Raw genomic sequence first — 25,717 nt, 5'->3', positions numbered from 1 at the left:
TTGTGGTTACACCGGCGCATCCAACAGCACCCACAGCTCGGTAATCTTGCCGTCCGTAACGTGCGCCACATCGACGCCACTGACCACCACCGGCCCGTTTTTCGGCCCGGCCTGCCAGCGCAAATAACCCAAACCGTGGTGCCCGATCGCGGGGCCGGTCGGGGTGAAAGCGAAGTCGTCGCCAAACTGTTCAAGCAACGCGCCCGCCACCTCGCTGATCGCGGCTTGGCCGTGGACGACGCCGGCCGGTTCATACAGTCTCGGCGCGCTGGCGAACAACTCGCTCACGGCGGTGGCGCGCATAGCCGCGTTACGTTCGTTGAACACGCGCTCAAGGTTGGCGCGCAGCAGCGCGTCGAAGTCGGGTTCGTGGGGTGCTGTGGAGTCGGTCATAAGTCACCTGTTCAGAAGGTTGAAACGTCGCCGGGGTGTCGACGTTGAAAGGGTTGCTGTCAGGCGGTGAAGCCGCCGTCCACAAGCAGTTCAGCGCCGCTGACAAAGCCGGCCTCAGCGCTGGCCAGATAAGCCACGGCGCTGGCGATGTCTTTGCCTTCACCGTAGCGGCCCACGGCAATGTTGGGGCGAACAACGTCGGCAACGGCGCCGTCGGCCGGGTTCATGTCGCTGTCGGTTGGGCCGGGGTGCACGGTGTTCACGGTAATGCCGCGCGGCCCCAGGTCGCGTACCAAGCCACGGCTGAAGCCGGCCACTGCGCCCTTGGTCAGGGTGTACACCGAGGCCGTGGGGAACGCGGCGTACTGCACCATCGAGCTGCCGATGTGAATGATGCGGCCACCCTCACCCATGTGTTTGAGCGCTTGCTGCGTGGCGACGAATACGCCGGTTACGTTGACGGCCAGAATCCGTTGGAAGTCGTCGAAGGCGATGTCTTGCGGTGCGCCGAGCACGCTGATGCCGGCGTTGTTAACCAGAATATCGATGCGACCAAAACGCTCAGCCACGTCCTCGATGGCAGCGCGAACCGAGTTGGCATCGCCCGCGTCGGCGCGCAGCGCCACCGCCTGGCCGCCGGCTGCGGTAATAGCGGCAACCACGGCTTCGGCACTGCTTGCCGAGGCGTTGTAGGTGATGGCGACGGTGGCGCCGTCGGCGGCCAGGCGCTTGGCAATGGCGGCGCCGATGCTGCGCGATCCGCCGGTAACGACGGCGATTTTGCCTGTGAGTGAGCGAGTGTCAGTGGTCATGGTTGAAGCCTCGTGATGGGTTAGTGAGGCTATAAGGCGCTTTTTATTCTTTCGTCAGTAGTGGGGAATCACTAGTATTGCTTTCAAGTAGAACTTGAAGGTAATCAGCCGTGGAAACCTTTGCCAACCTGTTGTCATTCGTACGCAGCGCTGAAAGCGGAAGCTTTTCAGCGGCGGCGCGGCGCCTGGGGCTGACGCCAGCGGCGGTCAGCCGTAACGTCGCGCAGTTGGAGGCCAACCTTGGCGTGCGCCTGTTCCAACGCAGCACCCGGCGCATCACGCTTACCGAAGCCGGCGAGCGTTTTTTACTGACCGTGGGCGGCGGCCTGGAGAGCGTTCAAGCGGCCATTGCCGACGTCACGCAAAATGCCGGCGAGCCAGCAGGCGTGCTGCGTCTGTCGGCGGCGCCAGGATTTGGGCGGGACATTTTGCTGCCGTTGATGCCGGCGTTTCTGCAGCGCTATCCGGGCATCGTTCCGGAGTGGTACCTGGAAAATCGCCAGGTCGATCTGGTAGCCGAAGGGTTCGATGCGGCGATTGGGGGCGGCCTGGAATTGGCGCCCGGGCTGGTGGCGCGTGAACTGGCGCCGGCTCATTTGATTCTGGTGGCGGCGCCGGAACATCTGGCAGCACGCGGGCGTATCAAGCGCTTGGAAGACCTGAGCAAACTGGACCACTTGGCCATGCGCTCGGTGCAAACGGGCAAGGTGCGAAACTGGCTGCTGCAAGGCCCGAAAGGCCAACAGGTGCCGCTTGAATTGTCGCCGCGCCTGTTGGTCAACGACCCGCAGGCGCTGTGCCAAAGCGCCCTGCTGGGTTTGGGCGTGGCGCTGTTGGCGATGTCGGATGTGCTGCCGTATCTGCAAGACGGCCGGCTGCAGCGCTTGCTGCCGGACTGGTATGTGGATGCCGGGCAGATCTCGCTGTATTTCTCTAGCCAAAAATTGCTGCCCGCAAAAACCCGGGCGTTTGTCGACTTTCTGGTCGAGCACGCCCGGGTTCAGCAGTGGGCCACACGCTTTCGCGCGCGGCCTTGAGCACCCGCGAACGCTGCGCTCAGTCTTTGGCTTGCGACAACGGCCGCGCCACCGTTTCCAGCGACTGACGCTCCGCCGCCACGCCCCAGAACGCCTGCACCACCGCCGCCATCACCATCAGCCCAGCGCCAATCAGGTAGCCGATAAACAGGTTGCCGCGTTCGCCACTTTCAATCAGTCGGCCAAACAGCGTCGGCCCGATGATGCCGCCAAGGCCGGTGCCGAAGGCGTAAAACACGGCGATGGCCAGGGCGCGAATTTCCAGGGGGAAGGTTTCCGCCACGGTCAGGTACGCCGAGCTGGCGGCGGCCGAGGCGAAGAAGAAAATCACCATCCAGGCGATGGCCTGCTGGGTGACGTCGAACCAGCCTTGCTGGAAGCAATACCCGCTGATGACCAGCAACACGCCAGAAATCGCATAGGTAGCGCTGATCATCACGCGGCGCCCGACTACGTCGAACAACCGGCCGAGCAACAGCGGGCCGCAGAAGTTACCCAAGGCCAGCGGCAACACGTACCAGCCCACATGCTCGGAAGGCACGTCGTAGAAGTCGGTGAGCACCAGCGCGTAGGTGAAGAAAATCGCGTTGTAGAAAAACGCTTGCGCGGTCAACAGCGTCAAGCCGACCAGGGAGCGCTGGCGGAAGGTGTGAAACAAGGTGTGGAAGATTTCGCTCAACGGCGTGTGGTCGCGGGCGTGCAAGCGCAGCGGTGCGCTGGTGACGGCCGGCAACTCATGGCCGTGCTCAATCATGCGTTGCTCGATGCCTTCGACAATGCGCCGCGCCTCGTCGGGCTGGCCATGAATCAACAGCCAGCGCGGGCTTTCCGGCAGCCACAAACGCATCACCAGAATCACCAGGCCGAGCAGCGCGCCAATGCCGAAGCACAGGCGCCAGCCCATATCGCCGCCCACCACTTGCGGGTCGAGCAACACAATCGCCCCGCCCGCGCCCAATGCCGCGCCCAACCAGAAGGTGCCATTGATCGTCAGGTCGACCCAACCGCGATAGCGCGCCGGGGTGAATTCCTGAATGGTCGAATTGATCGCCGTGTATTCACCGCCAATGCCCATGCCGGTGAGGAAGCGAAACAGCAGAAAGGTTTCCAAGTTGAAGGAAAACGCCGTCGCTGCCGTGGCGCCGACGTACAACCACAAGGTGATAAAGAACAACTTGCGCCGCCCGAGGCGGTCGGTGAGCCAGCCGAACAACAGTGCACCCAGCACCGCGCCGGCAATGTAGACGCCACCGGCCAGGCCGATATCGGCGTTGTCCATGTGCAGTTGCGGGCTGTCTTTCAGCGCCCCGGATACCGAGCCGGCCAGGGTCACTTCCAAGCCATCCAGTAACCAGGTGATGCCCAAAGCGAACACTAACAACGTGTGGAAGCGCCCCCAGGGCAACCGGTCGAGCCGGGAAGGAAGGTCCGTTTCAAATACTTCGCCAGGCTGGTAGGCACGTTCCACTGAATTCATCGCCGCATCCTTCAGGTCTTATTGTTAGGTTGGGGTCCTAAGGTTTAAGAGCCAGCGCAGCGAGCGGGAGTTCAGAGGTTCTTTGTGGGCCTGGCGTCGCACTGAAACGGGTCTGCCCGCTTATAAAATATCGTCCACCACCCCACCATCCACCCGCAGCGCCGCGCCGCTGGTGGCAGAGGCCTGCAGCGAGCACAGGTAGACCACCATATTGGCCACCTCCTCCACCGTCGCGGCCCGTTGGATCAACGACGTTGGCCGGTGCGCCATCACAAATTCGGCGGCAACGGCTTCGAGGGTTTTGCCGGACTTGGCGCGCTGCTCTTCGAGCATGGTGGCCAGGCCGTCCGATAAGGTCGGCCCCGGCAGCACGCTGTTGACGGTGACGCCGCTGCCGGCCACCCGTTTGGCCAAGCCGCGCGAGAGCGCCAATTGCGCGGTTTTGGTGACGCCGTAATGCACCATGTCGGCCGGAATGTTGCGGCCCGACTCGGACGAGATAAACACCACCCTGCCCCACTTGCGTTCGACCATCGCCGGCACCAGCGCGCGGCTTAGGCGCACGCCGGACATGACGTTGGTTTGCCAGTAATTTTCCCAGCAGGCGTCGTCGGTTTCGAAGAAATCCACCAGCCCATAAATGCCGGCGTTGTTGACCAGAATGTCGACGTCGGGCAGCGCGGCGAGCAAGGCGTCGGCGCCGCTGGCATCGCCCAGGTCGGCCGCCACGCCGGTGAGTGTCCCGTGCGGTGATGTTTCGCGCAGGCGCGCCAAGGCTTTGTGCACCGAGCCGTCGCTGCGGCCGTTAATGATCACGTTGGCGCCACTCGCCGCCAGGCCTTCGGCGATGGCGAAACCGATGCCGCCAGTGGAGGCGGTAACCAGGGCTGTCTTGCCGCTCAAGTCGATATGCATGGGGTGTTCTCCGCAAATGCCAGGCGCCGGCCCGGCGGGTGATTAAGTCGCTCACCAGCGTAGTCGCGCATGGGCCGTTCTGCCGGGGCACGCGGTGTCTGGCTCGTACACGTTGGCACCGCGCATAAAGCTTGTGCGTTTTTACCGTTTGCGTAATCCAAACGGGTAACGCGCAACGGAGAAAAACAGGAGGAGTTATGTCGCGTCTTCCGGTAATTGGCGTTACGGCCTGCTCGTATCAGATCGGCCCGCACGCGGTGCAAATCAACGACGATAAAAATTCACAAGCCATTGCCACCACGGCAAAAGGGATGCCGCTGATACTGCCGCAGTTCCCGGATTTGCTGGCGCTGACCGATATCATCGACAGCCTCGACGGGCTGTTTTTCACGGGCGCCCCATCCAATATCGAACCCCGCCGTTACGGCGGCCCACCGAGCGCGCCGGGCACCGAGCACGACCCTGCACGCGACGAACAAGCGCTGGCCTTATGGCGCGCGGCGGTGGATGCCGGCCTGCCCGTGCTCGGTGCATGCCGGGGTTTGCAAGAGCTGAACGTGGCCTTTGGCGGCACGTTGCGCCAGTCCCTTGAAAGCTCGCCCTTGCAGCACGAACCGCCTGATGACGAACCCATCGAAGCGCAATACGCGCGTATTCATACCGTCACCGTGCAGCCGGGTGGCGTGCTGGAACAGTTGGGGCTCAAGGGCGTGCTGAAGGTCAATTCGGTGCATGGCCAAGGCATCGCCGAGGTCGGCAGCGGCCTGCGTATCGAGGCGGTAGCCGAAGACGGCTTGGTGGAAGCGCTGTCGGTGGAAGGCAGCCGCGCGTTTGCACTCGGCGTGCAATGGCATCCGGAGTGGCAGGTGACTGATAACCCCGACTATGCGGTGATTTTCGAAGCGTTTGGGCGGGCGTGCCGGGAGCGGGCGAGTCGGAGCTGAGCTTGGAGAATACCGTTTGCACGTATCGAGGCTGAAGCCTCTCCTACAGGTGCGGTGTTGCTAGGCTATCTGGGCGTCGGGCTCGACAGTCGAGCCAATTTATTCGGCACGTTCGTACTTTCTGTGCTTGGTTACACTAGGGTCACGCCGCGCTTATGGGAGCGCGCGCGAGCAGAGAGACAGGCGATGTCAGAACCGACGCAGAAGCTTCGATTGAGCGCCTTGGTGGCGCTGGTGGTGGGCTCGATGATTGGCGGCGGGATCTTTTCGCTGCCGCAGAATATGGCCGAGCGCGCCGACGCCGGGGCGGTGATGATCGGCTGGTCGATCACGGCGGTGGGCATGTTGGCCTTGGCGCTGGTGTTTCAAACCCTGGCCAACCGCAAGCCGGAGCTGAACTCCGGCGTCTACGCCTACGCCAAGGCGGGCTTTGGCGACTACATGGGTTTTTCCTCGGCGTGGGGCTATTGGATCAGCGCCTGGCTGGGCAATGTCGGTTACTTCGTGTTGCTGTTCAGCACGCTCGGTTATTTCTTTCCGGTGTTCGGCCAAGGCAATACGCCAGTGGCCATCGGCTGCGCGTCAGTGCTGCTGTGGTCGGTACATTTTCTGGTGCTGCGGGGCATTAAAGAGGCAGCGTTCATCAACCAACTGACCACCGTGGCCAAGGTGGTGCCGCTGGTGACCTTTATCGGCATCACCATGATGGCCTTCGACGCCAACATTTTTACCCGCGATATCTGGGGCCGCAGCAGCCCCAACTTCACCAGTGTGATGGACCAGGTCCGCAACATGATGATGGTGACGGTGTTCGTCTTTATCGGCATCGAAGGCGCCAGCGTGTATTCGGCCCGCGCGGAGAAACGCTCGGACATCGGCCGCGCCACGGTGCTGGGTTTTCTGGGCGTGCTGGCGTTGTTGGTGCTGGTCAACCTGTTGTCGCTGGGCATCATGACCCGGCCCGAACTGGCTGCGTTGCAGAACCCGTCATTGGCCGTTGTGCTGGAACACGTTGTCGGGCCATGGGGCGCGTTATTCATTAGCGTCGGCCTGGCCATTTCGCTGCTGGGTGCGTTGCTGTCGTGGGCCCTGCTGTGCGCTGAAATTTTGTTCTCCACCGCCAAAGACAACACCATGCCGGCCTTCCTGAAAAAGGAAAATGCCAACCACGTGCCGGTCAATGCGTTATGGCTGACCAACGCGATGATCCAGGTGTTTTTGCTGATCACCCTGGTGTCGGCGGGCACTTACACCAACCTGATCTACCTCGCCTCGTCGATGATTATGGTGCCGTACCTGTGGTCGGCGGCTTACGCGCTGCTGCTTAGCCAGCGCGGCGAAACCTACGAGCAAGACCCCGGCGCGCGCCGTAAAGACCTGATCGTCAGCGCCATCGCCCTGATTTATGCCGTGTGGTTGCTGTACGCCGGCGGAGTGAAATACCTGCTGTTGTCAGCGCTGCTATACGCACCCGGCGTGTTGCTGTTTGCCAAGGCCAAACGTGAGCAAGGCGAACCGGTGTTTACCACCATCGAGAAGCTTATTTTTGCCGCCGTTATTGGCGCCGCGGCGTTCGCTGCCTATGGGCTGTATAGCGGCGGGCTGTCGCTGTGAAACGGTTGGCGCACCACGCGACCGCCCGTTAACCGAGACAGGTGACAGCCGCCTCGCCCCGTCAGATTTGTGAAAGACCGCCGTCGACCATCAGCTCCACGCCATTCACGTAGCCGGCATCGGCGCTGGCAAGAAACAAGGCGGCGGTGGCGATTTCATGGGGCTGCGCCATGTAGCCCAAGGGCACGATGTGCGCGACATGCTCGCTTAGCGCCTGGATCTGGCGCTCGTCCATCTTCAAACCGTTGTCCATCAATGGCGTTCGCGTGAAGCCAGGGCTGAGCACGTTGGCACGGATCTTTCGGTCCTTTAATTCATTGGCCCAGGTTCGGGCAAACGAGCGCACCGCCGCTTTCGAGGCGTTGTACAGGCTGAGGCCTTCCATGCCGTTGCTGGAACAGATGGACGCGGTGAGCACGATAGCGGCGCCGTCTTTGAGCAGGGGCAGCAAGGTTTGCACGGTGAAAAAAACGCCCTTCACATTGATGTCGAACAGGCTGTAGTAACTGGCTTCGCTGGTACTGCCCAACGGGTTTTTCTCGCAGATGCCCGCGTTGGCGAACACCACGTCGAGGCGGCCGTCCTGCGTTTCAACCAAGGCTTTGAGGGCATCGAGGTCGGCCTGTTGGGTGACATCGGAAACCACCGCGACGGCCTTTTCGCCCAGAGCGCGCGCGGCCGTTTCGAGGGTCGCCGCCGAGCGGCCGGTGAGATAAACGCGCGCGGCACCTTCGGCGATAAGCGCAGCGGCGATGGCAAAGCCGATACCTGTGGAGCCGCCCGTGACCACGGCGACCTGACCGGAAAATTTACCCGACATAACAGAGCTCCTTTTGACGCGTTGATGGTTTTACGAAAGTTGATTGGGCTGCGAACACGGTCTGGCGGCATACACCGAAAGGCCGGCGGCAATGCTCAGGCACACGGCGATGCCCAGCAGCGCGGCAACGAAGCCGTCGGCCAATGACGCGGCGCTGTTGGCCGGCGCGGCCACGGCGTAAAACAGCCCGCCCAACACCGCGACACCCAATGCCGCGCTGATCTGCAATGCAGAGTTGACCAAGCCCGCCGCCATGCCGGCGCCACCGGCCGGCGCGCGGTCGATGACTGTTCGAATCAATGTGGGCAGCGCCCAGCCCTGGCCAAAACCCAGCAGCCCGACAGCCAGCACGACCACCGCATAGGCCGGGCTTTTACCGGGCGGCGCAGCGGCCACCGCCGCGCTCAAGAGCAAACAGCCGAGCACTTCCAAAGCCATGCCCAAGGCCGGCACATAACGGCCGAATCGGCGGATGGCCGCCGGTGTGGTCAACGGGCCGATCACATAACCAATGCCGAACGGCACAAACATCAGGCCGGTGGCCAGCGGCGTAGCGCCGAGGGCGTCTTGCAGGTACACCGAAAACGTCAGGAAAAAGGCCGACACCACGTAGAACAGCAGCACCCCGGTCAGGCCCGCCAGCAACCCCGGCGACTGACTCAGCTGTGGGCTTACCAGTGGCGTGCCGCCGCGCCGCTCCAAGGCAATTTCATAGCGCCAGAAGGCCATCGCCAACACCGGCGCGCTGAGCAACATCACGCACAGCCACCACGGCCAGCCCCACTCTCGCCCCTCCACCAACGGCACCACCAACAGCCCCAACGTGAGGGCGCACAGCAGCACGCCCAGGCGGTCCAGTGGCAGCGGCGTCGGGCTGCGGGTATCAGGCAAAAACGGAATGCCGGCGATGAACACCGCCGCCACGATGGGCAGATTGATCAGGAAAATGATCCGCCAGTGCAGACCAAACAGATTCGCGGCAATCAGCACCCCGCCGAGCGCCTGGGCGAGCACAGCGGCCAAGCCCAGCGCCGCGCCATATACCGCCAAGGCCCGGGCACGTTCCTGTTCGGGAAACAGCGCATGGATGGAGGCCAGGCCTTGCGGCGCCATGGCGGCAGCGCTGAGCCCTTGGAGGGCCCGGCCCGCTATCAGCAGTGTTGGCGTGGTGGCCAGGCCGCAGATCAGCGAGGCCATGCCGAAGCCTGCCATGCCCGCCAGAAACACCCGGCGTCGGCCAAACAGGTCGCCCAGCCGCCCGCCGGTAATCAGGAAAACCGCATAGGTAGCGGCGTATGCCGAGATCACCAACTGCACCTGCGCCGGGCTGGCGCCGAGCCCGCTGCGAATCGAGGGCAAAGCCACATTGACGATGAAAAAATCCAACGGCGGCAAGAACGCGCCGGCCAACAGCACCGCAAAAGCCAGCCACCGATGGGGTTCTGCTGCGCGGGTTGTTGGGGTTGCAAAGGACATGGCAGGCTCCACAAAAAAGGCTCAACGGCTGGCTCGCCGCCCACTGCTATCTGGCGAACCCGGCGTACAGCTACGTACACTGCACCGGCGCTTTTTGAGCGCCCGAACTGCGGCAGTGCCGGCTGAAACTGGAGCGCATTGTCAGCCGCAGCACAGGGCTGGCGGCACTGCCAACGCTGCACATTGCGTGTGCATTTTTGTAAGGGGTACAGCGTGGAATGGGATGACGTGCGGTTTTTCCTGGCCATTGCCAGAGCGGGTTCGCTGGGCGCGGCGGCCAAGCAATTGAGGGTCAGTCACCCGACCGTGGGCAGACGCCTGCAAGCCCTGGAACAGGCCAGCGGGCAGCCATTTTTCCGACGCACACCCGAAGGCCTGGTGCCGACTGACATGGGTGACCGGATTCTGTGCCTGGCCGAAGAAATGGAACGCAGCGCACTGGCCATTGCCCGCCGAGTGGACGGCAGCGCTGAACACCCGGAAGGCCTATTGCGCATCTCATCGGCCGACTGGTTTGCCGGTTATGTGCTGGCGCCGGTGTTGGTGGAGTTGGTACGGCGGTATCCGGCTGTGGTGCCGGAGGTGCTTGCCGGGCACAGGCTGTCCGACCTGACTCGCCGCGAAGCCGATATCGCCTTTCGCATCGTGCCGTTCGACCAGCCGGACATCGTGCAGCGTCGGCTGATGACCATGCCGTATGGCCTGTACACCAGCGCTTCGGCAACGTCGATGCCGCCGGCAGATGGCAGCGGTTGCAAGTTGATTCTGATGAACACCGCCCAAGCGCATTACCCGGACGTGCAATGGCTGCAGCGCATGTTCCCCGCTGCGCAAACCGTCTTCACCAGCAGCAGCCGCACGGTGCAAGCGCAGATGTGCGCCCTCGGCTTGGGCCTGGCCGTGCTGCCGCGTTCGCTAGGCGACCAGCTGCCCACGTTGCGGCGCATCGAACTGAGCGAGACGCCGCCGTCGCGGGAAATCTGGATGGGTTATCACCACGATATGCGGCAAATGGATCGCTTGCGTGCACTGGCCGATTTGGCCAGCGACATGCTGGCCAGCCACTCGCCAGACAACCTCTGACACGGGCTTGGCAGCGAGGTCAGCCGCGCGCGGTTGATCCGCGTCGGCTGACCCGCAACCCGCAGCAGACTTAGATATCCCAAGCCAGCGACAGGTTGATGCCCTGCTGATCGCTGTCGTCGGCGCCACGGTAGCTGTAAGCCCCGCGCAGCGACAAACCGGGCACGAGCGAATGGCTGACGCCGACGCTGGCACGCCAGGTTTTGTCATCCGGCGTGTAGCCTTCCAGGGTGTAGCCGAGCGTCGGCAGGCTGCGCAGGGCCATGTCCACTTCGGTGGCATCGTCCTCGTACTCGCGCTCCATCGCCACTTCACCGAACAGGCGGGTTTGCGCGTTCAGGTTAAACAAACCCTGCACGCCGGCGCCCAGGCGTTTGGAGTCGCGCTTCTGGTCGCCGATGTTGAGCGCAGTGGAGCTGACGCTGTTCTCGGCGTAACCGTCCACCTCGACCCGCGCGTAGTCGGCGCTGACGAAGGGGCTCAGGTGCCACTGGCTGTCTGCGCTTGGCGCAATGTCGTAGCCCACTCGGCCGCTAAGGCCCCATAGCTCGCCATCGGTATCGCCCTTCTCGCTGCGCGTGGCCGGACCAAGATTGAACTGGCGCTTGATGTCGTTGAAGTCGAGGTAGCCAACGCTGGCAGCCAACTCGCCCCACCAACGATTTTGCTGATACTGGGCAAAGCCGGTGGCCAGGTAGCTGCGCAGGTCGTAGTCGGAATCGGCGTCGCCGGCCTCCATGTCTTGCTGATAAAAGCCGCCTGCCAGGCCAACGCGCCAGGCGTCATTAAGTCGGTAGCTGCCACCGACGTTCAGGTTGTAGCCATCGCCGTCGGCATCGCTTTCATAGACGTCATAGCTCTGCCGTTGCCCGCCTGCCGTGGCAAAGGAGCGCCACTGGCCGACCGCTTGCCACGCCTGCCAATCGGCCTGCCACTGCGCGCGCAATTGGTCTTGGTGCGAACGCAAGGTGTCGTGGGCCATCTCCGGCAACAGGCTGAGTTCCCACGGGGCTGCCAGCAGCGAATAGGCGTAGTCGGCGATCAACCGTTGCCCGGTGACGGTCGGGTGAACGCCGTCGTTGTAGAGCAGCTTGGTGGGATCGGGGTTGGTTCCGTTAATGCCATAAATCGGGTTTTGCACCGCGCAGCTGTCGAAGCAGGTGCCGGTCAGGTTCTGCCCGACAGCCAGCCCGTAGCGCCCTGGATCGGCCAGCGTTTCGGCAAGGTTCAACGGCACGTTCAGCGGAATGATTTCGGCATTGATGCCGGCCAGTTGGCTCACCAGCTCCGTGTTGAAAGTGCCGCCGAGCAGGGAAATGGTACCTGCCAACGGCGTACCCGAAATGGCCGGGGTTCTGCCCACGTCCGGCAGCAGCCAAACCATGATGTAGCGAGCGCCCGCCTGCTGCAGCGCCTCAACGCTATCAACCAGACGACCCGCCGAGGCACGGGCAGTCGCCGCGCTGACTACCTGCCCCTGGAGGAAATCGTTGCCGCCGCCAGTGATGTAGTACAGGGCATTGCGGTCGGCGCGAAAGCCCGTGTCCACCAGGTAGCCCGGACGGTTTCTGAGCACTACCCCAGCGCCGGGGCCGCCCGGTGGAATGACGGTTTCGGAGACCGAAGTGATTGAGTTGTAAATCTGGCTGGTGGTATAGCCGCCGACTGCCCAGTTATCACCGTCGACCCAGCCATTGGCCTGATACACCGGCGAGGTTGACGGGCCGAGGCCACCGATGCCGAGACGCCCACCGAGGAGCATGGGCGCAGACGCCCCGATCTCTTCGCCGCTTCCCGCCAGGTAGGTCGGACCTGTGCGGTTGGTAAAGCGCAACGTGGCATTGGCCGGACCGCCGGGATCGGCGAATTGGCCGGCATCGCTCAGGCTGTCGCCGAAGACGATGAGGGCGGAATAGGGAGAGGCATGCGCGGGGGAAAACGAGACGGCGCCAGCCAGCAGACACGCTGCGGCGAGCGGGTTTAAAACACGCTTCATTGAAGGTCCTTTTTCTTGTTATTTGGATGGATCCATGGCGACTGTAGCTCGACTTTTTTCACTGACAAGGGACTGCCCGCGACGCTTATGGCGCTCCATTCATGCCATTGTTGGCGCCCAACTTGCCTGACGCGGCCACGGTGTACGGCGTGTTTTTTTTCACCCTTGACTTAGAGTGCGCTCTAACCAATAGCCTCCGTGTTGCACCGCCAAAAACGGCCTTCGCCGTTGCGCGGTTTAACCACTGGAGCACTGTCATGGCATCAACCACACTCAACGTCGCCACCGGCCTTATGTTGTCTGCACTGGGCATGTCGGCGCAGGCCAGCGAACTGGACGCTCGGCGCGAGAAAGGCATCCAAACCCTGGAAAAAATCACCGGCGCTGCCGGCAACACGGTGGTGAATTCGCTAAGCGATATCTCGCCCGAACTCGGCGCCTGGATTGTCGATTTCGCCTATGGCGATGTGTTCTCGCGGCCCGGCCTTGCGCTGTGCACGCGCGAGCTGGCGACCATCTCGGCTCTCACCGCCATGGGCAACGCGCAACCGCAACTGAAGGTGCATATAGAAGGCGCGCTGAATGTCGGCTGCACGCCACAAGAGATCGTCGAAGTCATTATTCAGATGGCGGTTTACGCAGGCTTTCCCAGCGCATTGAATGGCATCAGCGCCGCCCGTGAAGTGTTTGCCAAACGGGGTATTACCATCGCGGCGGCAAGCCCTGAATAAGCGGCGCCGCCGCATTGCCAAACCGAAAACGAGGATCGCGCTTATGGATGTACACCACACCATCGAGCAAGTCGCCAAGCGCACGGGCCTGACCGCCTACACCCTGCGCTATTACGAGAAAATTGGTCTGCTGGCGCCCGTTGCCCGCGCGGCGGGCGGGCAACGGCTGTATGCGCCGAGCGACATGGCGTGGCTGGAATTCCTGCTACGCCTGCGCACTACGCATATGCCCATCGGCAAGATGCAAACCTTTGCCGCCCTGCGCAGCGCTGGGGACAACACCGTGCCCGAACGCCGTGAAATGCTGGAAAACCATTTAATCGAGGTACAGACGCAAATCGCGGCCATGCAACAGGCGATGACCGCGCTGCAAGAGAAAATCGCCCACTACCGGGCGCTTGAAGCGCGGGCAACCCTTACCGCCGACTAAGCGCCAGGCGCACGGCAAACAGCACGAACACCACGCCGGTCACTCGGTCCATCCAGGCCACCACGTGCTCCCGGCGCAGCCACACCGCCAACGACTGCGTCGCCGTAATCAACGCCGTCGACCACAGCAAACCCAGCACCACATGGATGCTGACCAGGCCGAAGGTCCACGCGATCATCGGCTGGCCTTGCGGAATGAACTGCGGCAGGAACGACACATAAAACACCCCGACCTTGGGGTTCAACACGTTGCCCATCATGCCCTTGAGCAACCAATTGGTTCGGGCATCGGTGCTTGTATCCGCTGTCGCAAATGAGCGCCTTGGACGCAACAGCATGGTCAGCCCCAGCCACGCCAAATACGCCGCGCCGCAATACTTCAACACGTTGAAGGCCAGCTCCGACAACGCAATCAACGCCCCCAACCCAAACGCCACCGCCGCGCCCCACAGCAAGCAACCGAGGTTAATCCCCAGCGCCACCCGAAAGCCCTGCTGCTTCCCTTCAACGGTGGCCGTGCGAAGAATAAGCGCCGTGTCGAGGCCCGGCGTGATGGTCAACAGCGTGGCGGCAAAGGTGAAGGCCAGAAGGTTGTCTGCGATGGTCATGGGAGGCAGTCGTAGGTGGGGTGGACGGTTGGGCGAGGTTAGCAGAATGGGTAAGCCGGTAGATGACGAGTGTTTCCCATACCCCACCGTCATCCTGGCGCACGCGGGGATCCAGAATCGAAGACGATGCCGCGATGCCTGCAAAGCACGGAATCAAAAGCATCGCGGCTAAAGCCGCTCCCACAGGACGGCGTGTGGACTTGAGCGGCGCGCTGGACTCGCGATTCTGGATTCCCGCCTTCGCGGGAATGACGAGTGTTTCCCACACCCCACCGTCATCCTCGCGCACGCGGGGATCCAGGATTTCGAAGATTTAGCCGCGATGCCTGCAAAGCACGGATCAAAAGCATCGCGGCTAGAGCTGCTCCCACAGGACGGCGTGTGGACTTGAGCGGCGCGCTGGAGTCGCAACTCTGGATTCCCGCCTTCGCGGGAATGACGAGTGTTTCCCATACCCCACCGTCATCCTCGCGCACGCGGGGATCCAGAATTTCGAAAATTTAACCGCGATTCCTGCAAAGCATGAAGTCAAAAACATCGCGGCTAAAGCCGCTCCCACAGGACGGCGTGTGGACTTGAGCGGCGCGCTGGAGTCGCAACTCTGGATTCCCGCCTTCGCGGGAATGACGAGTAACTCCAACACCACACCGCCATCCCCGCGCACGCGGGGATCCAGAATTTCGAAAATTTAACCGCGATTCCTGCAAGCATGAAGTCAAAAACATCGCGGCTAAAGCCGCTCCCACAGGACGGCGTGTGGACTTGAGCGGCGCGCTGGAGTCGCGATTCTGGATTCCCGCCTTCGCGGGAATGACGAGTAACTCCAACACCCCACCGTCATCCCCGCGCAGGCGGGGATCCAGCGTCTCGAAGGCGACGCAACTGTAACGGCGGTTAGCGCTGGGTGGTGACTTCCAGGGTATCGGTGTAGGTGACCCAGACACTCTGATCGACTTTAAGGTCTTTGAGCCGCGCCTGATTGTTTGGATCAAGCACGTCGACCACTTTCTGCGCGCCTGCGGGCCCTTCGAAGGTGACTTGGTTCTTGTCGACATCAATGTGTTTGATCTTCAGCTGCACCTGAACCTGGCGATAGGCGTAGCCACCCGGGTGAGCATCACCTTGGGCGGCACGCACCTCGGCGTTTTGCTCTGAGGCCTTGCCGGGGGCTTTGTCCACTTCGGTGTCGAGCATCGTGGCCACCGAGCGGGTGACCACCGTTTTCACCGTGTCGCCGGGTTTCAGTTGGGCGAGGTTTTTGGCGTCGTCACCGAGCTGCAGGGTTACGGGGCGATCATCCGGGCCCTTCAGCACGACAACATGGTTGGCCGCATCCACCGACACCACGGTGGTCACAACCTGGCCCTGTTCAAAGGTGGCGGACAGCGGAATATTCTCGGCGTGGCCGGTTGTGATACCGGCGATTAGCAAGGCGGAAACGGTTGCGATCTGGGTCCATCTGTAAGCGGCTTTCATCGATTTGCTCTCCTTTTTTAATCGAGGCCCGACTACTGAACTGAACCCTTCGTGCGGGGGAACCACCCCGTTTTCGCTTGCCCTGAAATTGCCCGGCGCCAGAGGTTGGCCGCTCCAGAATCAGGATTGTTTACGTGCCGGCAGCGAGTGGGTTGAGGGCGAGTTACCCTCGGCCGCCGACGCGTGTCCGAAGGAGCTTAGGTACAGTTTTGGCCATTCGCTGGAAAAATTTTTTCATCGCCAAACGCTACCGGTGATAGCCACGGTGCCCCAGGGATACAGCACCTGCCCGCTTTCAACAGTGTTCGCCGCACGCCTTATTTGCGGCACGGTGCGCGTAGCTGTGCTAGACCGATTTAGCCCACTGCTGAACACGCTGCGCTATTGCCGCTACCAGCAGCCTTGAAGGGCACCAGCGAAGCGCCACCGACCGTGCTGCCTGGCACAAGGAGAATCGTCATGTATGTCCTTCGCGGCATCTCGATGTGGTCGTTACTGCTCGTGTTGTCTGCGGGACCGTTCTCCCTCTGGGCTGCCGAGCCCGGTGCAGCCGCGAGCTCAGAGCCTGCGTTCGCCGAGCAGGAGTTGGATCAGATGCTCGCACCGCTGGCCCTGTACCCCGACGCTTTGCTCGCGCAGGTGTTGATGGCCGCCACCTACCCCGGCGATGTCGCCGATGCGGCCGCCTGGTCCAAGGCCAACCCGGCGGCCAAAGGCGACGATGCGGTGCGCCAAGTCGCCAGCCAACCGTGGGACCCCAGCGTGCAGTCATTGGTGGCATTCCCGGCGCTGCTGGCCACGCTCGAACAGGACCCCGCGTGGGTCCAGCGAGTTGGCGATGCCTTTTTGGCCCAGCCCGAGGCGGTGATGGAGTCGGTACAGCGCCTGCGTCGGCAGGCCAAAGATGCCGGCAACCTCAATTCCAACGATAAACAGAAGGTCAGCGAGCAGCCGGCAACCACTGCCAACGCATCGAGCAGCCAGACTATCGTGATCGAGTCCGCCGACCCGCAGGTGGTCTATGTGCCCACTTACAATCCGACTGTGGTGTACGGCACCTGGCTCTACCCCGCTTACCCGCCGGTGTATTACCCACCGCCGCCTGGTTATTACCTGGGCGGCGCGGTGGCAGCCGGCATCGGTTTTGCCGTGGGCGTGGCCGTCATCGATTCGCTCTGGGGCGATTGCGACTGGGGCAACAATGACATCGATATCGACGTAAACCGCTACAACACAATCAACGACAACCGCCAGCTGAACATTCAGGACAAAACCTGGAAGCACGACCCGGTGCACCGTGACGGCGTGCCCTACCGTGACCGCGCCAGCCGCGAGCAATACAGCAAGCGGCTGGCCAACAGTGACCAGCGCGAAGCCTTGCGCGGCCGCGATACAGCGCGTGCTGCCGAGCGCGACCGTGCCCGGCAGAGCCTGGAGAAGCGCGGTTTCGAAACCCCGGCGACCAGCAATCGTCAGGCGCGTGACCGCGCCCAGACCGCAGATCGCACGCTGCGCACTTCAGACCCCACGCCACGCCGTGAAACACAGCGCTCGGATACCCGAAGCACCCGCGACAACGCGTTCGCCGGCGCGCGTTCGCCCGAGCGCGACCGTGCCTACCAACAACGCGGGCAAACCAGCCAGGCCGCCGCCCGGCGCCCCCCGTCAGCGCGTGCCAGTGGCCAGCCTGTCAGCCGCCCGGCGGCATCCTCTTCACGCGGTGGCGCCCGGCGGCGCTGACAAGGAGTCCGGCATGAATACAGCCCTACGTTTTGCGCTGATCACGGTGTTGGCACTGACGACCTCGTGGGCGCACGCGCAACAACCGTTCAAAAACCCGCAAGCCGCTGTCGACGCGTTTGTTGCCGCGCTCGGCACTGAGCGAGCCGACGAGCAACGCCTGGCCGCGCTGCTGGGCGATGACTGGCGCCACTACATTCCACTGGTGGGCGTGGAGCGAGAAGACGTCGAAGCGTTTCTCAGCCTGTACCGCGCCAAGCATGAAATACGCAGCCAGGCGCAGGGCTACTCGCTGCTGGCGGTTGGCGAACAGGGCTGGGAATTGCCACTGCCGCTGGTTCACGATAAACAAGGTTGGCGCTTCGACACCAAAGCCGGCGTGCCGCTTATTCGCCAACGTCGGATCGGGCGCAATGAAGAAGCCGTTTTACAGGCCGTACGCGCTTACCACGACGCTCAGGTGGACTACGCCGAAGCGGACCACGACGGCGACGGCGTGCTCGAATACGCGCAGAAATTCGTCAGCAGCGCGGGTCAGCAAGACGGCCTGTACTGGCCTGAACAAAACGGCGAACCCGACAGCCCCCTAGGCCAACTCTTCGGCGATGAACTTCCCAACGGCGGCTGGCACGGCTACCACTACCGCATCCTCATCGCACAAGGTCCATCGGCACCCGGCGCCGCCTACGACTACCGGCTGGGCCCCAACATGAGCCGCGGCTTCGCCCTCATCGCCTGGCCGGTCACTTACGGCGACAGCGGCGTGATGAGTTTTATGATCAGCCACGAAGGCACCGTGTTCGAAAAAGACCTGGGCCCCGACAGCGGCAAGCACGCGCAAGCCATGACCCGCTTCGACCCCGATAGCAGTTGGCAGGCAGTGGAAGAGACCGAGGCTGGCGCCAGTGCCCCCTAACACCGGCGCTAACGCGTCAGGCGTTACATCGGCTTGCTAGGGAAATTGAACGGCGGCCGCGCGGCGGCTGCCTCGGCAAAAACGTTCTTGTTTTTAAGGGCATCGGCCGCCGTGAGTTCCAGCGGCCCCAGGTGGGCCAGGCTGATCTTTAAGCCAAATTTTCTGAATACCGCTTCCAGCGTCGCGAGCGTTGGATTGCCGCTGTCGACCTCCAACTGCGACAGCGCGCGCTTGGAAATTTTGCACGCCATGGCGAAGCGTTCCTGGTTCAGGCCGAGCAGATTCTCACGCAGGCGCTTCACCGCGCCGCCGAGCGTCAACTTGCCTTGAGCAACCTCATCGGCCACTGCCTGAATGTAGGCCTTACGTTCTTCCAGAGGCATATCTTTCATAGCAACCCCCATTCTTTAAGGCGTATATCCAGATTATTGAGCGGGATGCTTTGCGCGTTGCGAACGCTGTCGGGCAGGTTCACGAGCAGATCGGGTAGCGCACGAAACGCCTGCGCTTTGCTACGTAGCGCGTCGAAACACAGATCGCCGTAGGCCTCGCCCGCCAAGCCATAGCAGGCCTGCCTCCAGTCCGGCGCTCCTGCTTTTTCGTGCTTCCACTTTAGAACTCTGGAAATCCCGTCCGGGTCGAGAACCATTGGCGCCAGGTCGTAGATAGGCGCCAGCTTGAGCCTGCCGCCGGCCCGAATGATCGACATGTTTCTTCCATGATTGTCCGAGTTGCCAAGTATGCGATTCAGCAAATCTCTCGCGATGTACTCAACAGCCAAGTCAAATAGCTCATCCGTTTGCCCGGCCATCGTCCAGATTTCGCCAAGCCGACCCAACACAAATTCATGGCCGAGAAATGCACCGTTTTCAGTAACGCCGCACACCGAGTAAATCGACTCCACGGGGTGGCGCACGACGCCCTGCTCAGTGACCTCTCGATCAAAGCGCGGCATCCATAGGCTGGGCTTGTGCTTGCCGTCATCTATCAGCTCAAGCCCATCCAGCGAGATGGTGTTCATCCCGATTTCGCTGACTGCGCGGTAATACTGGTATTCGGCGCGCAGGATGTCCTTGTCGATAGCAGCCGCTCGGTTTCTAGGGAACTTCACAAACCAGTGCCGCTTTGTTTGCTCAGCCGGTAGCGTGGCCTCGGGGAACATCTGGCCGTGGTGATTTTCTGCGAGCAATAGCTTCGGTGCCTCACCGCCCGCACCCGTCGCGCCGCCGATAGCTGCACCTTGTTCGTAGGCGAACTCGAGAAAGTCGGTGCTGCGCTCGGCAACGTCCTGGCGGTCAAAACCCATGGGTTTCCCCTCCTCTAAGAAGGGAAGCGACTGCTTGATTCGCATGTGGCCAATCGGCGAGGGCGTACACCGTTCCAAGAGGAACAGTTCCATGGCAATGTCATCCGGCTTTCGGGTTGCAAAACGCTTCTTCAGCGAACGAAACGCGGCGCCGGCTGGAATGATATCCAGCAGAAAAGGCGGATAGCCTTGCGAGGAAATGATGTTCAAATCCAGCCTATGCAACACGCTTACGGAATGCTCGAAGAACGAGTTTTCCTGCTCCAGGTTGTCGACATAGAACGCACTGAGGTATCCCGCAATGCAGGTTCCCTCACGGGGATTCAGCGGATCCTCAAATCGCAGGCTATAGGCGTCCTGCCAGGCACCCTTAGCGAAGAGTTGAACAATGAGTTGCTTGGCCATGATTAGACCCACTTCAGCGCATTATAATGCGTCGAAGCATAGACTCGAGACCGAAATAGCGCAATTTAATGCGCCAGCTAAACGGTTTCCGCAGAATTCAGCGCATTAAAATGCGCTAACTGTGCTGATTCCTTCGATTTGGCGCATTTAAACGCACTGCCCTCAGCTGCTCGCTACCCCTCTTAATCCGGAGGCACCGATGTACACAGGCACTTGTTTATGCAACGGCATCCAGTTCAGCATTGACTCCGAACTGGAGCCTATTCAGGTATGCCATTGCTCCCAGTGCCGCAAAGCGCAGGGCACACCATTCGCGACGAATACGCCGGTTAGCACAACTGCTTTTCATCTCCTGAGCGGCGCCGAGCTGATTACCGTTTTCGAGTCCTCGCCCGGCAAACAACGCGCCTTTTGTAGCCGCTGCGGTTCGCCGATTTACAGCAAAAGAGACAGCCTGCCCGGCGTGCTGCGCATTCGAGTCGGGCTGATCAATGAGCCGGTTTCGGTTAAGCCCGAAGCGCATTTTCATACCGGGTCGAAAGCCAACTGGTGGGCGATTGAGGATGATTTGCCGCAGTTCGAATAGCGATATGTCGCCGCCCGCCAAGCGCCAGGAACACGAAGCGCCGCTGCTGCGGAGTATTGGCGTAATCAGCCGGATCTGTATCTATTGCCCGCTTCGCCGCCCCGATAGGATTTCGCCTTCCTCCCACAGGCGAAGCACCTATGCAACTCACCGACATCCCGTTTGGCACCACCGACTGGTCCCAAATCGAACCCAGCGTTCATCCCGGCGAAACCGGCACGGCCTACTGGCGCACCTGCCAGTTCGGTAGCGTTCGCGTTCGAATGGTTGAATACAGCGCCGGCTACCTGGCCGATCATTGGTGCCACAAGGGCCATATTTTGCTGTGCCTGGACGGGCAGCTTGAGACTGAGCTTGAGGATGGCCGCACGTTTACGTTGAGTGCCGGCATGAGCTACCAGGTGGCAGACCATGCAGAGGCGCATCGGTCGTCGACCGCCTCGGGCGCCAGGTTGTTTATTGTGGATTGAGAGTGCGGCGACAGAGCGAGAGTAAAACGGTACAGAGTTGTTAAAGGCTCAAACTCGCGCTGTAGCAACGAAGGGGGCTGTCGGCCGCTTTTTTCTGCCCGTCATATCGGAAAAATAATCCCCGTGCGCGACGCCGCATTGCGGATGTGTTCCTGCATGGCTTTGCGCGCAGGTTCGTTGGCGTGGCGGGCGAGTTGGCGAAGGATTTTTCGGTGTTCTTGCCAGGTTTCCATGGCCCGTTCAGGGCGAATGAAGGGCAGCTTTTGGCTTTCGAGGAACACGGTTTCGTTGGCGCTGATGATGTGTTCGATGGCCAGGTTGCCGCTGGCTTGGAGCAGGCGTCGGTGGAATTCGAAGTCTAACCGTGCGGCCGCTTCGAAGTTGGCGGCACGCAGTTCCAGGCGCATGGCTTCGACGTTGTCGTGCAGCTCGTCGATGTCGAGCGCGGTCAGGGTGCTGGCGGCGCGGCCGGCGGCGAAGCCTTCGAGTACGTAGCGCAGCTGGAAGGTGTCGGCGGCCGAAACCTGCTCGGCGTAGGGCCAGGAGAACGCGCGGGCGGCCGGGCTATTGGCGGCTCGGGTCGCTTGCACATACACGCCCTTCCCCGCTTGCACGCTGACCACGCCCAACGCACTCAACGACGACAACGCTTCCCGCAGCGATGCGCGACTAACGCCCAGGCGCTCGGCTAAATCGCGTTGCGAGGGCAAGGCATCGCCAGCTTGATAGCCGCCCTCGCGAATCAGTTTTTGAATGGCCTGAAGGGCCTGTTCGGGCACCGCGCCACGCACTGCTGTATCGGCCATCTGTTCAGACCAGTCAGAAGAAGTTGCTGCTTTTTACGCTGGTTTTTATCCATGAGGCAAGTCACGCACCAGCCTGGAACCCTGGCTGAAACCCTCGCCCTACATGGGTGCGATTAAATCTTGTCGACTTAATCAAAAAGCGCCAACTGTTCAGACCAGTAAGACCTTGATTCGCAACGAGCGAAGGCAATTTGCCCTTCGTTTCGGCAAAAGTGGCATGTCCCGTGCTATCGCCTTTGCACACTTTATTGCGACGCCACGAGGTTTTTCCCATGCGTACAGTTCGTCATTTGCTGCTCTCCGCCCTTCTCGCCAGCGGCGCGTTAATGCACTCGGCGGCGAATGCCGATGCGCTCGCCGACATCCAGGCCAGCGGCACATTGAAGGTGGCAGTGCCGCAAGACTTCCCGCCATTCGGTTCGGTGGGGCCAGACATGCAGCCGCGCGGGCTGGACATCGACACGGCGAAACTGATTGCCGACAAACTCGGGGTGAAACTGGCGCTCACGCCAGTGAACAGCACTAACCGCATTCCTTTTCTCACCACCGGTAAAGTGGACCTGGTGATTTCCAGCCTGGGCAAAAACCCTGAGCGCGAAAAGGTCATCGACTTCTCCAAGGCTTATGCGCCGTTTTACCTGGCAGTGTTCGGCCCGGCTGAAGCCGACATCGCCAGCACCGACGCACTCAAAGGCAAAACCATTAGCGTGACCCGCGGTGCCATTGAAGACATGGAGCTGAGCGCCGTGGCGCCGGAAGGAACGACGATCAAACGCTTCGAAGACAACAACTCGACCATCGCCGCCTACCTGTCCGGCCAGGTCGATTTGATTGCCAGCGGCAGCGTGGTGATGAGCGCCATTGCTGAAAAGAATCCGAAGAAAGTGCCGGTGCTGAAACTGAAGTTGAAAGACTCGCCCGTGTACGTCGGCCTGGCCAAAGAGCAACCAGCACTGCTGGAAAAAGTGAATGGCATTTTGACCGCCGCCAAGGCCGACGGCAGCCTCAATGGCATTGCTGAAAAGTGGCTGAAACAACCCCTGCCTGCTGACCTCTGAGCGGCCGCAGCCGATGGCTTATTCATTTGATTTCGCGGCGGTGTTGGCCCACAGCGATCAGTTGCTCAAGGGCGCGTTGTTCACCCTGGAGCTGACGGCCATCGGCATGTTCGCCGGAGTGGGCATCGGCGTACTGGGCGCGGTAATGCGCGCCTGGCAGGTGCGCCCGTTCAATTGGTTGTTCAGCGCCTATGTGGAGCTGATCCGCAACACGCCGTTCATTGTTCAGCTGTTCTTTATCTTTTTCGGACTGCCCTCGCTCGGCGTGCGCATGACGGAGTGGCAAGCAGCGTCGCTGGCGATGGTGATCAACCTGGGCGCCTACTCCACGGAAATTATCCGCGCGGGTATCCAGGCTATTCCGGCCGGGCAAATCGAAGCGGCGTCGGCCCTGGCGATGACGCGCTATGAAATCTTCCGCCATGTGGTGTTGCGCCCGGCGTTGGCCAAGGTGTGGCCGGCGCTGTCGAGCCAAATCATTATCGTGATGCTCGGCTCGGCGGTGTGTTCGCAAATCGCCACCGAGGAGTTGTCGTTCGCCGCCAACTTTATTCAGTCGCGCAACTTCCGCGCGTTCGAAACCTACCTTCTGACCACCCTGCTCTACCTGTGCATGGCCATCGCCCTGCGCCAGTTGCTGAACCTGGTGGGCCGCCACGTGATTGTGGGGAGACGCTGATGGATTTCACCCTGTGGGACATCATCCGCAACCTGCTAACCGGGCTGCAGTGGACGGTGCTGCTGTCGCTGGTGGCCTTTGTGTGTGGCGGCGTGGCGGGGCTGCTGGTGATGCTTGCGCGCATTTCGCAACTGCCCGCGTTGCGTGTTTTGGCGCGCGGTTACATCGAGTTGTTCCAGGGCACGCCGTTGCTGATGCAACTGTTTTTGGTGTTCTTCGGCATCGCCTTGCTGGGCGTGGATGTGTCGGCCTGGCTGGCCGCTGCCGTGGCGCTGACGCTGTTCACCAGCGCGTATCTGGCCGAGATATGGCGAGGCTGCGTCGAGTCGGTCACCAAGGGCCAATGGGAGGCGTCGGCGAGCCTGGCGCTGAATCGATTGGAACAACTGCGCTATGTGATTCTGCCGCAAGCGCTGCGCATTGCCGTGGCGCCAACGGTGGGTTTTTCGGTTCAGGTGGTTAAAGGCACCGCGGTGACCTCGATCATCGGTTTTACCGAGCTGACCAAGACCGGCAGCATGATCGCCAATGCCACCTTCGAGCCTTTCCTGGTTTATTCGCTGATCGCCCTCGGCTATTTCCTGCTGTGTTTCCCGCTCTCCATGGGCGCCCGCTACCTAGAAAGGAGGTTGCATGTCGCTGCTTAGTATTACGGGCCTGCGCAAGTATTACGGTTCAAACCACGTGCTCAAGGGCGTCGACCTCAAGGTAGAGGAAGGTGAAGTGGTGGCCATTATCGGACGCAGCGGCTCGGGCAAAAGCACGCTGCTGCGCACGCTCAATGGTTTGGAGTCGATTAACGATGGCGTGATTGAAGTGGACGGCCAATACCTCGACGCCCAGCGCTCGGACCTGCGCGCACTGCGGCAAAAAGTCGGCATGGTGTTTCAACAATTCAATCTGTTCCCGCACCTGAGCGTCGGCGAAAATGTGATGCTCGCGCCGCAGGTGGTGAAGAAAACCGACCGCGCTGAATCGCGCCGGCTCGCGGAAAAAATGCTCGAGCGCGTGGGCCTGGCGGACAAATTCAATGCCTTTCCCGAGCAGCTGTCTGGCGGTCAGCAACAGCGCGTGGCCATCGCTCGCGCCTTGGCCATGTCGCCGCGCGTGCTGCTGTGCGACGAGATCACCTCGGCGCTCGATCCGGAATTGGTCAACGAGGTGCTGAGCGTGGTGCGCGAGCTGGCCAAGGAAGGCATGACGCTGATTATGGTCACCCACGAAATGCGTTTTGCCCGCGAGGTCGGCGACAAGCTGGTGTTTATGCACCAAGGGCGCGTGCACGAAGTGGGCGCGCCCAAGGAGCTGTTCCAGGCACCAGGAACCCCGGAGTTGGCGAATTTTATTGGCAGTATCGGTTAGTCCTGCGCGAGCGGCGCACCCCGGCGGAAGAACAGGGTCACCTGGCCCAGCTCGACGCCGAGTTTGCTCATGCTGGAGCGGTTGATGAGGGTGTCTTGGTCCATGAGGTACATCCAGTCGTCGAAGTCGACCACCCAGGTGGAGCCGTCAACGTCCAGGTTCAGCTTGTAGCGCCAGCGCAGGGCATTGCCGGCAATCTCGCCCTCGGCCTCGCCAACCACGTCGCCGGCTGTGCCGCGCCAGTGGCCGTCGCCGGTTGGCACCAGGGTCCAAACGCGTTGTTGGCGAGTGCCGTCGCTGTAGAGGAAGCGTTCGTCAAGAATCAGCTTTTCACCGTCGCGGCGGCTGCTGATATTCACGGTGAAGCGCTTCACCACTTCTCCCGAGCGATTCTGGAAAATGCCCCACGCCTGGACGGGCTGGGAGAAGTAGCCGGGCAAGTCGAGCTGAGGGCGTTCTTGGGCGTAGTGCTCAACGCCCACGCCACCACAACCACTGAACAACAGGCAGCACAGCATTAGTAGTGCGACACGCATGGTCGACTTCCTCATGATTTTTTTCTGGGTAAGGCCGGTTTG

General features: G+C 61.6%; 27 protein-coding genes. 14 read left to right on the top strand and 13 right to left on the bottom strand.

All coding sequences use genetic code 11. The features are described from left to right. Positions 1–6 precede the first annotated feature (6 nt). Both ACZZZU_RS23195 and ACZZZU_RS23190 read right to left on the bottom strand, forming a co-directional pair. Positions 7–393 (bottom strand): nuclear transport factor 2 family protein, encoded by a 387-nt coding sequence (locus ACZZZU_RS23195; protein ID WP_463551936.1) that lies wholly within the window; start codon positions 391–393, stop codon positions 7–9. Positions 394–452: 59 nt separating this feature from the next. Next, entirely contained in the window at positions 453–1,205 is a 753-nt protein-coding gene (locus ACZZZU_RS23190; RefSeq protein WP_463551935.1) for a 3-oxoacyl-ACP reductase family protein, read from the bottom strand. 110 nt (positions 1,206–1,315) lie between these two features. Here ACZZZU_RS23190 and ACZZZU_RS23185 point away from each other — a divergent pair, with 110 nt between their 5' ends. Beyond that, a complete protein-coding gene (locus ACZZZU_RS23185) occupies positions 1,316–2,242 on the top strand; it encodes a LysR family transcriptional regulator (protein WP_463551934.1) in 927 nt (308 codons plus the stop codon). A gap of 19 nt (positions 2,243–2,261) precedes the next feature. On the opposite strand, the gene ACZZZU_RS23180 is transcribed toward ACZZZU_RS23185, so the two are convergent. Next, on the bottom strand, positions 2,262–3,719 hold the full coding sequence (locus tag ACZZZU_RS23180) for an MFS transporter (RefSeq protein ID WP_122494827.1): 1,458 nt from the start codon (positions 3,717–3,719) through the stop codon (positions 2,262–2,264). 120 nt (positions 3,720–3,839) lie between these two features. Further along, positions 3,840–4,634, bottom strand: coding sequence for an SDR family NAD(P)-dependent oxidoreductase (locus ACZZZU_RS23175; protein ID WP_463383233.1), 795 nt, complete (start codon positions 4,632–4,634; stop codon positions 3,840–3,842). Positions 4,635–4,831: 197 nt separating this feature from the next. Between ACZZZU_RS23175 and ACZZZU_RS23170 the strand changes: the two genes are divergently transcribed. Further along, entirely contained in the window at positions 4,832–5,578 is a 747-nt protein-coding gene (locus ACZZZU_RS23170; protein WP_463551933.1) for a gamma-glutamyl-gamma-aminobutyrate hydrolase family protein, read from the top strand. A 186-nt stretch (positions 5,579–5,764) separates the two neighbouring features. Next, positions 5,765–7,192 (top strand): arginine-ornithine antiporter, encoded by a 1,428-nt coding sequence (arcD, locus tag ACZZZU_RS23165; protein WP_463551932.1) that lies wholly within the window; start codon positions 5,765–5,767, stop codon positions 7,190–7,192. A gap of 61 nt (positions 7,193–7,253) precedes the next feature. Here the strand turns inward: arcD and ACZZZU_RS23160 are convergent, their stop codons facing one another. Both ACZZZU_RS23160 and ACZZZU_RS23155 read right to left on the bottom strand, forming a co-directional pair. Further along, positions 7,254–8,012 (bottom strand): SDR family oxidoreductase, encoded by a 759-nt coding sequence (locus ACZZZU_RS23160; RefSeq protein ID WP_463551931.1) that lies wholly within the window; start codon positions 8,010–8,012, stop codon positions 7,254–7,256. A gap of 30 nt (positions 8,013–8,042) precedes the next feature. Beyond that, the gene (locus ACZZZU_RS23155; RefSeq protein ID WP_463551930.1) at positions 8,043–9,488 is read right to left on the bottom strand and encodes an MFS transporter; all 1,446 of its coding nucleotides are present in this window, start codon (positions 9,486–9,488) and stop codon (positions 8,043–8,045) included. A gap of 213 nt (positions 9,489–9,701) precedes the next feature. Here ACZZZU_RS23155 and ACZZZU_RS23150 point away from each other — a divergent pair, with 213 nt between their 5' ends. Next, positions 9,702–10,571, top strand: a complete 870-nt coding sequence (locus tag ACZZZU_RS23150) for a LysR family transcriptional regulator (RefSeq protein WP_463551929.1) — start codon at positions 9,702–9,704, stop codon at positions 10,569–10,571. A 70-nt stretch (positions 10,572–10,641) separates the two neighbouring features. Here the strand turns inward: ACZZZU_RS23150 and estP are convergent, their stop codons facing one another. After that, positions 10,642–12,567, bottom strand: coding sequence for an esterase EstP (gene estP, locus ACZZZU_RS23145; protein ID WP_463551928.1), 1,926 nt, complete (start codon positions 12,565–12,567; stop codon positions 10,642–10,644). A gap of 311 nt (positions 12,568–12,878) precedes the next feature. Here estP and ACZZZU_RS23140 point away from each other — a divergent pair, with 311 nt between their 5' ends. After that, the gene (locus ACZZZU_RS23140) at positions 12,879–13,298 is read left to right on the top strand and encodes a carboxymuconolactone decarboxylase family protein (RefSeq protein WP_463384726.1); all 420 of its coding nucleotides are present in this window, start codon (positions 12,879–12,881) and stop codon (positions 13,296–13,298) included. Between the two features lie 43 nt (positions 13,299–13,341). Beyond that, entirely contained in the window at positions 13,342–13,728 is a 387-nt protein-coding gene (locus ACZZZU_RS23135; protein ID WP_463551927.1) for a MerR family transcriptional regulator, read from the top strand. On the opposite strand, the gene ACZZZU_RS23130 is transcribed toward ACZZZU_RS23135, so the two are convergent. Together ACZZZU_RS23130 and ACZZZU_RS23125 are read right to left on the bottom strand one after the other, a co-directional pair. Further along, positions 13,715–14,335 carry a LysE family translocator gene (locus ACZZZU_RS23130; RefSeq protein ID WP_122494810.1) on the bottom strand — a complete coding sequence of 207 codons (621 nt, stop codon included), beginning with the start codon at positions 14,333–14,335 and terminating at the stop codon, positions 13,715–13,717. The two genes, ACZZZU_RS23135 and ACZZZU_RS23130, sit on opposite strands and share 14 nt — an antisense overlap. Before the next feature lie 894 nt (positions 14,336–15,229). Continuing rightward, positions 15,230–15,811 carry a hypothetical protein gene (locus ACZZZU_RS23125; RefSeq protein ID WP_463551926.1) on the bottom strand — a complete coding sequence of 194 codons (582 nt, stop codon included), beginning with the start codon at positions 15,809–15,811 and terminating at the stop codon, positions 15,230–15,232. A 459-nt stretch (positions 15,812–16,270) separates the two neighbouring features. On the opposite strand from ACZZZU_RS23125, the gene ACZZZU_RS23120 reads away from it, so the two are divergent. Further along, positions 16,271–17,551 carry a DUF3300 domain-containing protein gene (locus ACZZZU_RS23120; protein WP_463551925.1) on the top strand — a complete coding sequence of 427 codons (1,281 nt, stop codon included), beginning with the start codon at positions 16,271–16,273 and terminating at the stop codon, positions 17,549–17,551. Positions 17,552–17,564: 13 nt separating this feature from the next. Next, complete coding sequence (locus tag ACZZZU_RS23115; protein WP_463551924.1) at positions 17,565–18,467, top strand: DUF2950 domain-containing protein; 903 nt, start codon at positions 17,565–17,567, stop codon at positions 18,465–18,467. A gap of 23 nt (positions 18,468–18,490) precedes the next feature. On the opposite strand, the gene ACZZZU_RS23110 is transcribed toward ACZZZU_RS23115, so the two are convergent. Further along, entirely contained in the window at positions 18,491–18,859 is a 369-nt protein-coding gene (locus tag ACZZZU_RS23110) for a helix-turn-helix domain-containing protein (protein WP_241000559.1), read from the bottom strand. Beyond that, complete coding sequence (locus tag ACZZZU_RS23105) at positions 18,856–20,178, bottom strand: HipA domain-containing protein (protein ID WP_463551923.1); 1,323 nt, start codon at positions 20,176–20,178, stop codon at positions 18,856–18,858. Before ACZZZU_RS23105 ends, ACZZZU_RS23110 begins: the two co-directional genes overlap by 4 nt. A gap of 199 nt (positions 20,179–20,377) precedes the next feature. Between ACZZZU_RS23105 and ACZZZU_RS23100 the strand changes: the two genes are divergently transcribed. Continuing rightward, entirely contained in the window at positions 20,378–20,764 is a 387-nt protein-coding gene (locus ACZZZU_RS23100) for a GFA family protein (protein WP_463551922.1), read from the top strand. Positions 20,765–20,904: 140 nt separating this feature from the next. Continuing rightward, positions 20,905–21,234, top strand: a complete 330-nt coding sequence (locus ACZZZU_RS23095; protein WP_122493588.1) for a DHCW motif cupin fold protein — start codon at positions 20,905–20,907, stop codon at positions 21,232–21,234. A gap of 101 nt (positions 21,235–21,335) precedes the next feature. Here the strand turns inward: ACZZZU_RS23095 and ACZZZU_RS23090 are convergent, their stop codons facing one another. Beyond that, entirely contained in the window at positions 21,336–22,040 is a 705-nt protein-coding gene (locus tag ACZZZU_RS23090; RefSeq protein WP_122493589.1) for a FadR/GntR family transcriptional regulator, read from the bottom strand. A gap of 272 nt (positions 22,041–22,312) precedes the next feature. Between ACZZZU_RS23090 and ACZZZU_RS23085 the strand changes: the two genes are divergently transcribed. The 4 genes from ACZZZU_RS23085 to ACZZZU_RS23070 are packed head-to-tail and all read left to right on the top strand — an operon-like array spanning position 22,313 to position 25,139. Next, positions 22,313–23,098, top strand: a complete 786-nt coding sequence (locus ACZZZU_RS23085; protein ID WP_122493590.1) for a transporter substrate-binding domain-containing protein — start codon at positions 22,313–22,315, stop codon at positions 23,096–23,098. Between the two features lie 13 nt (positions 23,099–23,111). After that, the gene (locus ACZZZU_RS23080; RefSeq protein ID WP_463383248.1) at positions 23,112–23,777 is read left to right on the top strand and encodes an amino acid ABC transporter permease; all 666 of its coding nucleotides are present in this window, start codon (positions 23,112–23,114) and stop codon (positions 23,775–23,777) included. Then, positions 23,774–24,424, top strand: coding sequence for an amino acid ABC transporter permease (locus ACZZZU_RS23075; protein WP_463552180.1), 651 nt, complete (start codon positions 23,774–23,776; stop codon positions 24,422–24,424). Before ACZZZU_RS23080 ends, ACZZZU_RS23075 begins: the two co-directional genes overlap by 4 nt. Beyond that, positions 24,411–25,139, top strand: a complete 729-nt coding sequence (locus ACZZZU_RS23070; protein ID WP_463551921.1) for an amino acid ABC transporter ATP-binding protein — start codon at positions 24,411–24,413, stop codon at positions 25,137–25,139. The genes ACZZZU_RS23075 and ACZZZU_RS23070 overlap by 14 nt, the downstream gene beginning before the upstream one ends. Here ACZZZU_RS23070 and ACZZZU_RS23065 read toward each other — a convergent pair. Beyond that, on the bottom strand, positions 25,136–25,675 hold the full coding sequence (locus ACZZZU_RS23065) for a DUF3833 domain-containing protein (protein ID WP_463551920.1): 540 nt from the start codon (positions 25,673–25,675) through the stop codon (positions 25,136–25,138). The two genes, ACZZZU_RS23070 and ACZZZU_RS23065, sit on opposite strands and share 4 nt — an antisense overlap. Between the last annotated feature and the right edge of the window lie 42 nt (positions 25,676–25,717).

The sequence above is a fragment of the Pseudomonas sp. AC136 genome (assembly GCF_979258585.1).
The sequence above is the reverse complement of the archived record's forward strand: the minus strand, read 5'-3'. Positions and strand labels throughout refer to the sequence as shown.

Bases quoted from the DNA above. Each gene is read 5' to 3' on its own strand.
- ACZZZU_RS23140 (WP_463384726.1), top strand. From the start codon at position 12,879: ATGTCGGCGCAGGCCAGCGAACTGGACGCTCGGCGCGAGAAAGGCATC.
- ACZZZU_RS23190 (WP_463551935.1), bottom strand. From the start codon at position 1,205: ATGACCACTGACACTCGCTCACTCACAGGCAAAATCGCCGTCGTTACC.
- ACZZZU_RS23130 (WP_122494810.1), bottom strand. From the start codon at position 14,335: ATGACCATCGCAGACAACCTTCTGGCCTTCACCTTTGCCGCCACGCTG.
- ACZZZU_RS23160 (WP_463551931.1), bottom strand. From the start codon at position 8,012: ATGTCGGGTAAATTTTCCGGTCAGGTCGCCGTGGTCACGGGCGGCTCC.
- ACZZZU_RS23175 (WP_463383233.1), bottom strand. From the start codon at position 4,634: ATGCATATCGACTTGAGCGGCAAGACAGCCCTGGTTACCGCCTCCACT.
- ACZZZU_RS23115 (WP_463551924.1), top strand. From the start codon at position 17,565: ATGAATACAGCCCTACGTTTTGCGCTGATCACGGTGTTGGCACTGACG.
- ACZZZU_RS23125 (WP_463551926.1), bottom strand. From the start codon at position 15,811: ATGAAAGCCGCTTACAGATGGACCCAGATCGCAACCGTTTCCGCCTTG.
- ACZZZU_RS23195 (WP_463551936.1), bottom strand. From the start codon at position 393: ATGACCGACTCCACAGCACCCCACGAACCCGACTTCGACGCGCTGCTG.
- ACZZZU_RS23180 (WP_122494827.1), bottom strand. From the start codon at position 3,719: ATGAATTCAGTGGAACGTGCCTACCAGCCTGGCGAAGTATTTGAAACG.
- ACZZZU_RS23065 (WP_463551920.1), bottom strand. From the start codon at position 25,675: ATGCGTGTCGCACTACTAATGCTGTGCTGCCTGTTGTTCAGTGGTTGT.
- ACZZZU_RS23090 (WP_122493589.1), bottom strand. From the start codon at position 22,040: ATGGCCGATACAGCAGTGCGTGGCGCGGTGCCCGAACAGGCCCTTCAG.
- ACZZZU_RS23085 (WP_122493590.1), top strand. From the start codon at position 22,313: ATGCGTACAGTTCGTCATTTGCTGCTCTCCGCCCTTCTCGCCAGCGGC.
- ACZZZU_RS23105 (WP_463551923.1), bottom strand. From the start codon at position 20,178: ATGGCCAAGCAACTCATTGTTCAACTCTTCGCTAAGGGTGCCTGGCAG.
- ACZZZU_RS23100 (WP_463551922.1), top strand. From the start codon at position 20,378: ATGTACACAGGCACTTGTTTATGCAACGGCATCCAGTTCAGCATTGAC.
- estP (WP_463551928.1), bottom strand. From the start codon at position 12,567: ATGAAGCGTGTTTTAAACCCGCTCGCCGCAGCGTGTCTGCTGGCTGGC.
- ACZZZU_RS23080 (WP_463383248.1), top strand. From the start codon at position 23,112: ATGGCTTATTCATTTGATTTCGCGGCGGTGTTGGCCCACAGCGATCAG.
- arcD (WP_463551932.1), top strand. From the start codon at position 5,765: ATGTCAGAACCGACGCAGAAGCTTCGATTGAGCGCCTTGGTGGCGCTG.
- ACZZZU_RS23095 (WP_122493588.1), top strand. From the start codon at position 20,905: ATGCAACTCACCGACATCCCGTTTGGCACCACCGACTGGTCCCAAATC.
- ACZZZU_RS23070 (WP_463551921.1), top strand. From the start codon at position 24,411: ATGTCGCTGCTTAGTATTACGGGCCTGCGCAAGTATTACGGTTCAAAC.
- ACZZZU_RS23110 (WP_241000559.1), bottom strand. From the start codon at position 18,859: ATGAAAGATATGCCTCTGGAAGAACGTAAGGCCTACATTCAGGCAGTG.
- ACZZZU_RS23155 (WP_463551930.1), bottom strand. From the start codon at position 9,488: ATGTCCTTTGCAACCCCAACAACCCGCGCAGCAGAACCCCATCGGTGG.
- ACZZZU_RS23120 (WP_463551925.1), top strand. From the start codon at position 16,271: ATGTATGTCCTTCGCGGCATCTCGATGTGGTCGTTACTGCTCGTGTTG.
- ACZZZU_RS23170 (WP_463551933.1), top strand. From the start codon at position 4,832: ATGTCGCGTCTTCCGGTAATTGGCGTTACGGCCTGCTCGTATCAGATC.
- ACZZZU_RS23135 (WP_463551927.1), top strand. From the start codon at position 13,342: ATGGATGTACACCACACCATCGAGCAAGTCGCCAAGCGCACGGGCCTG.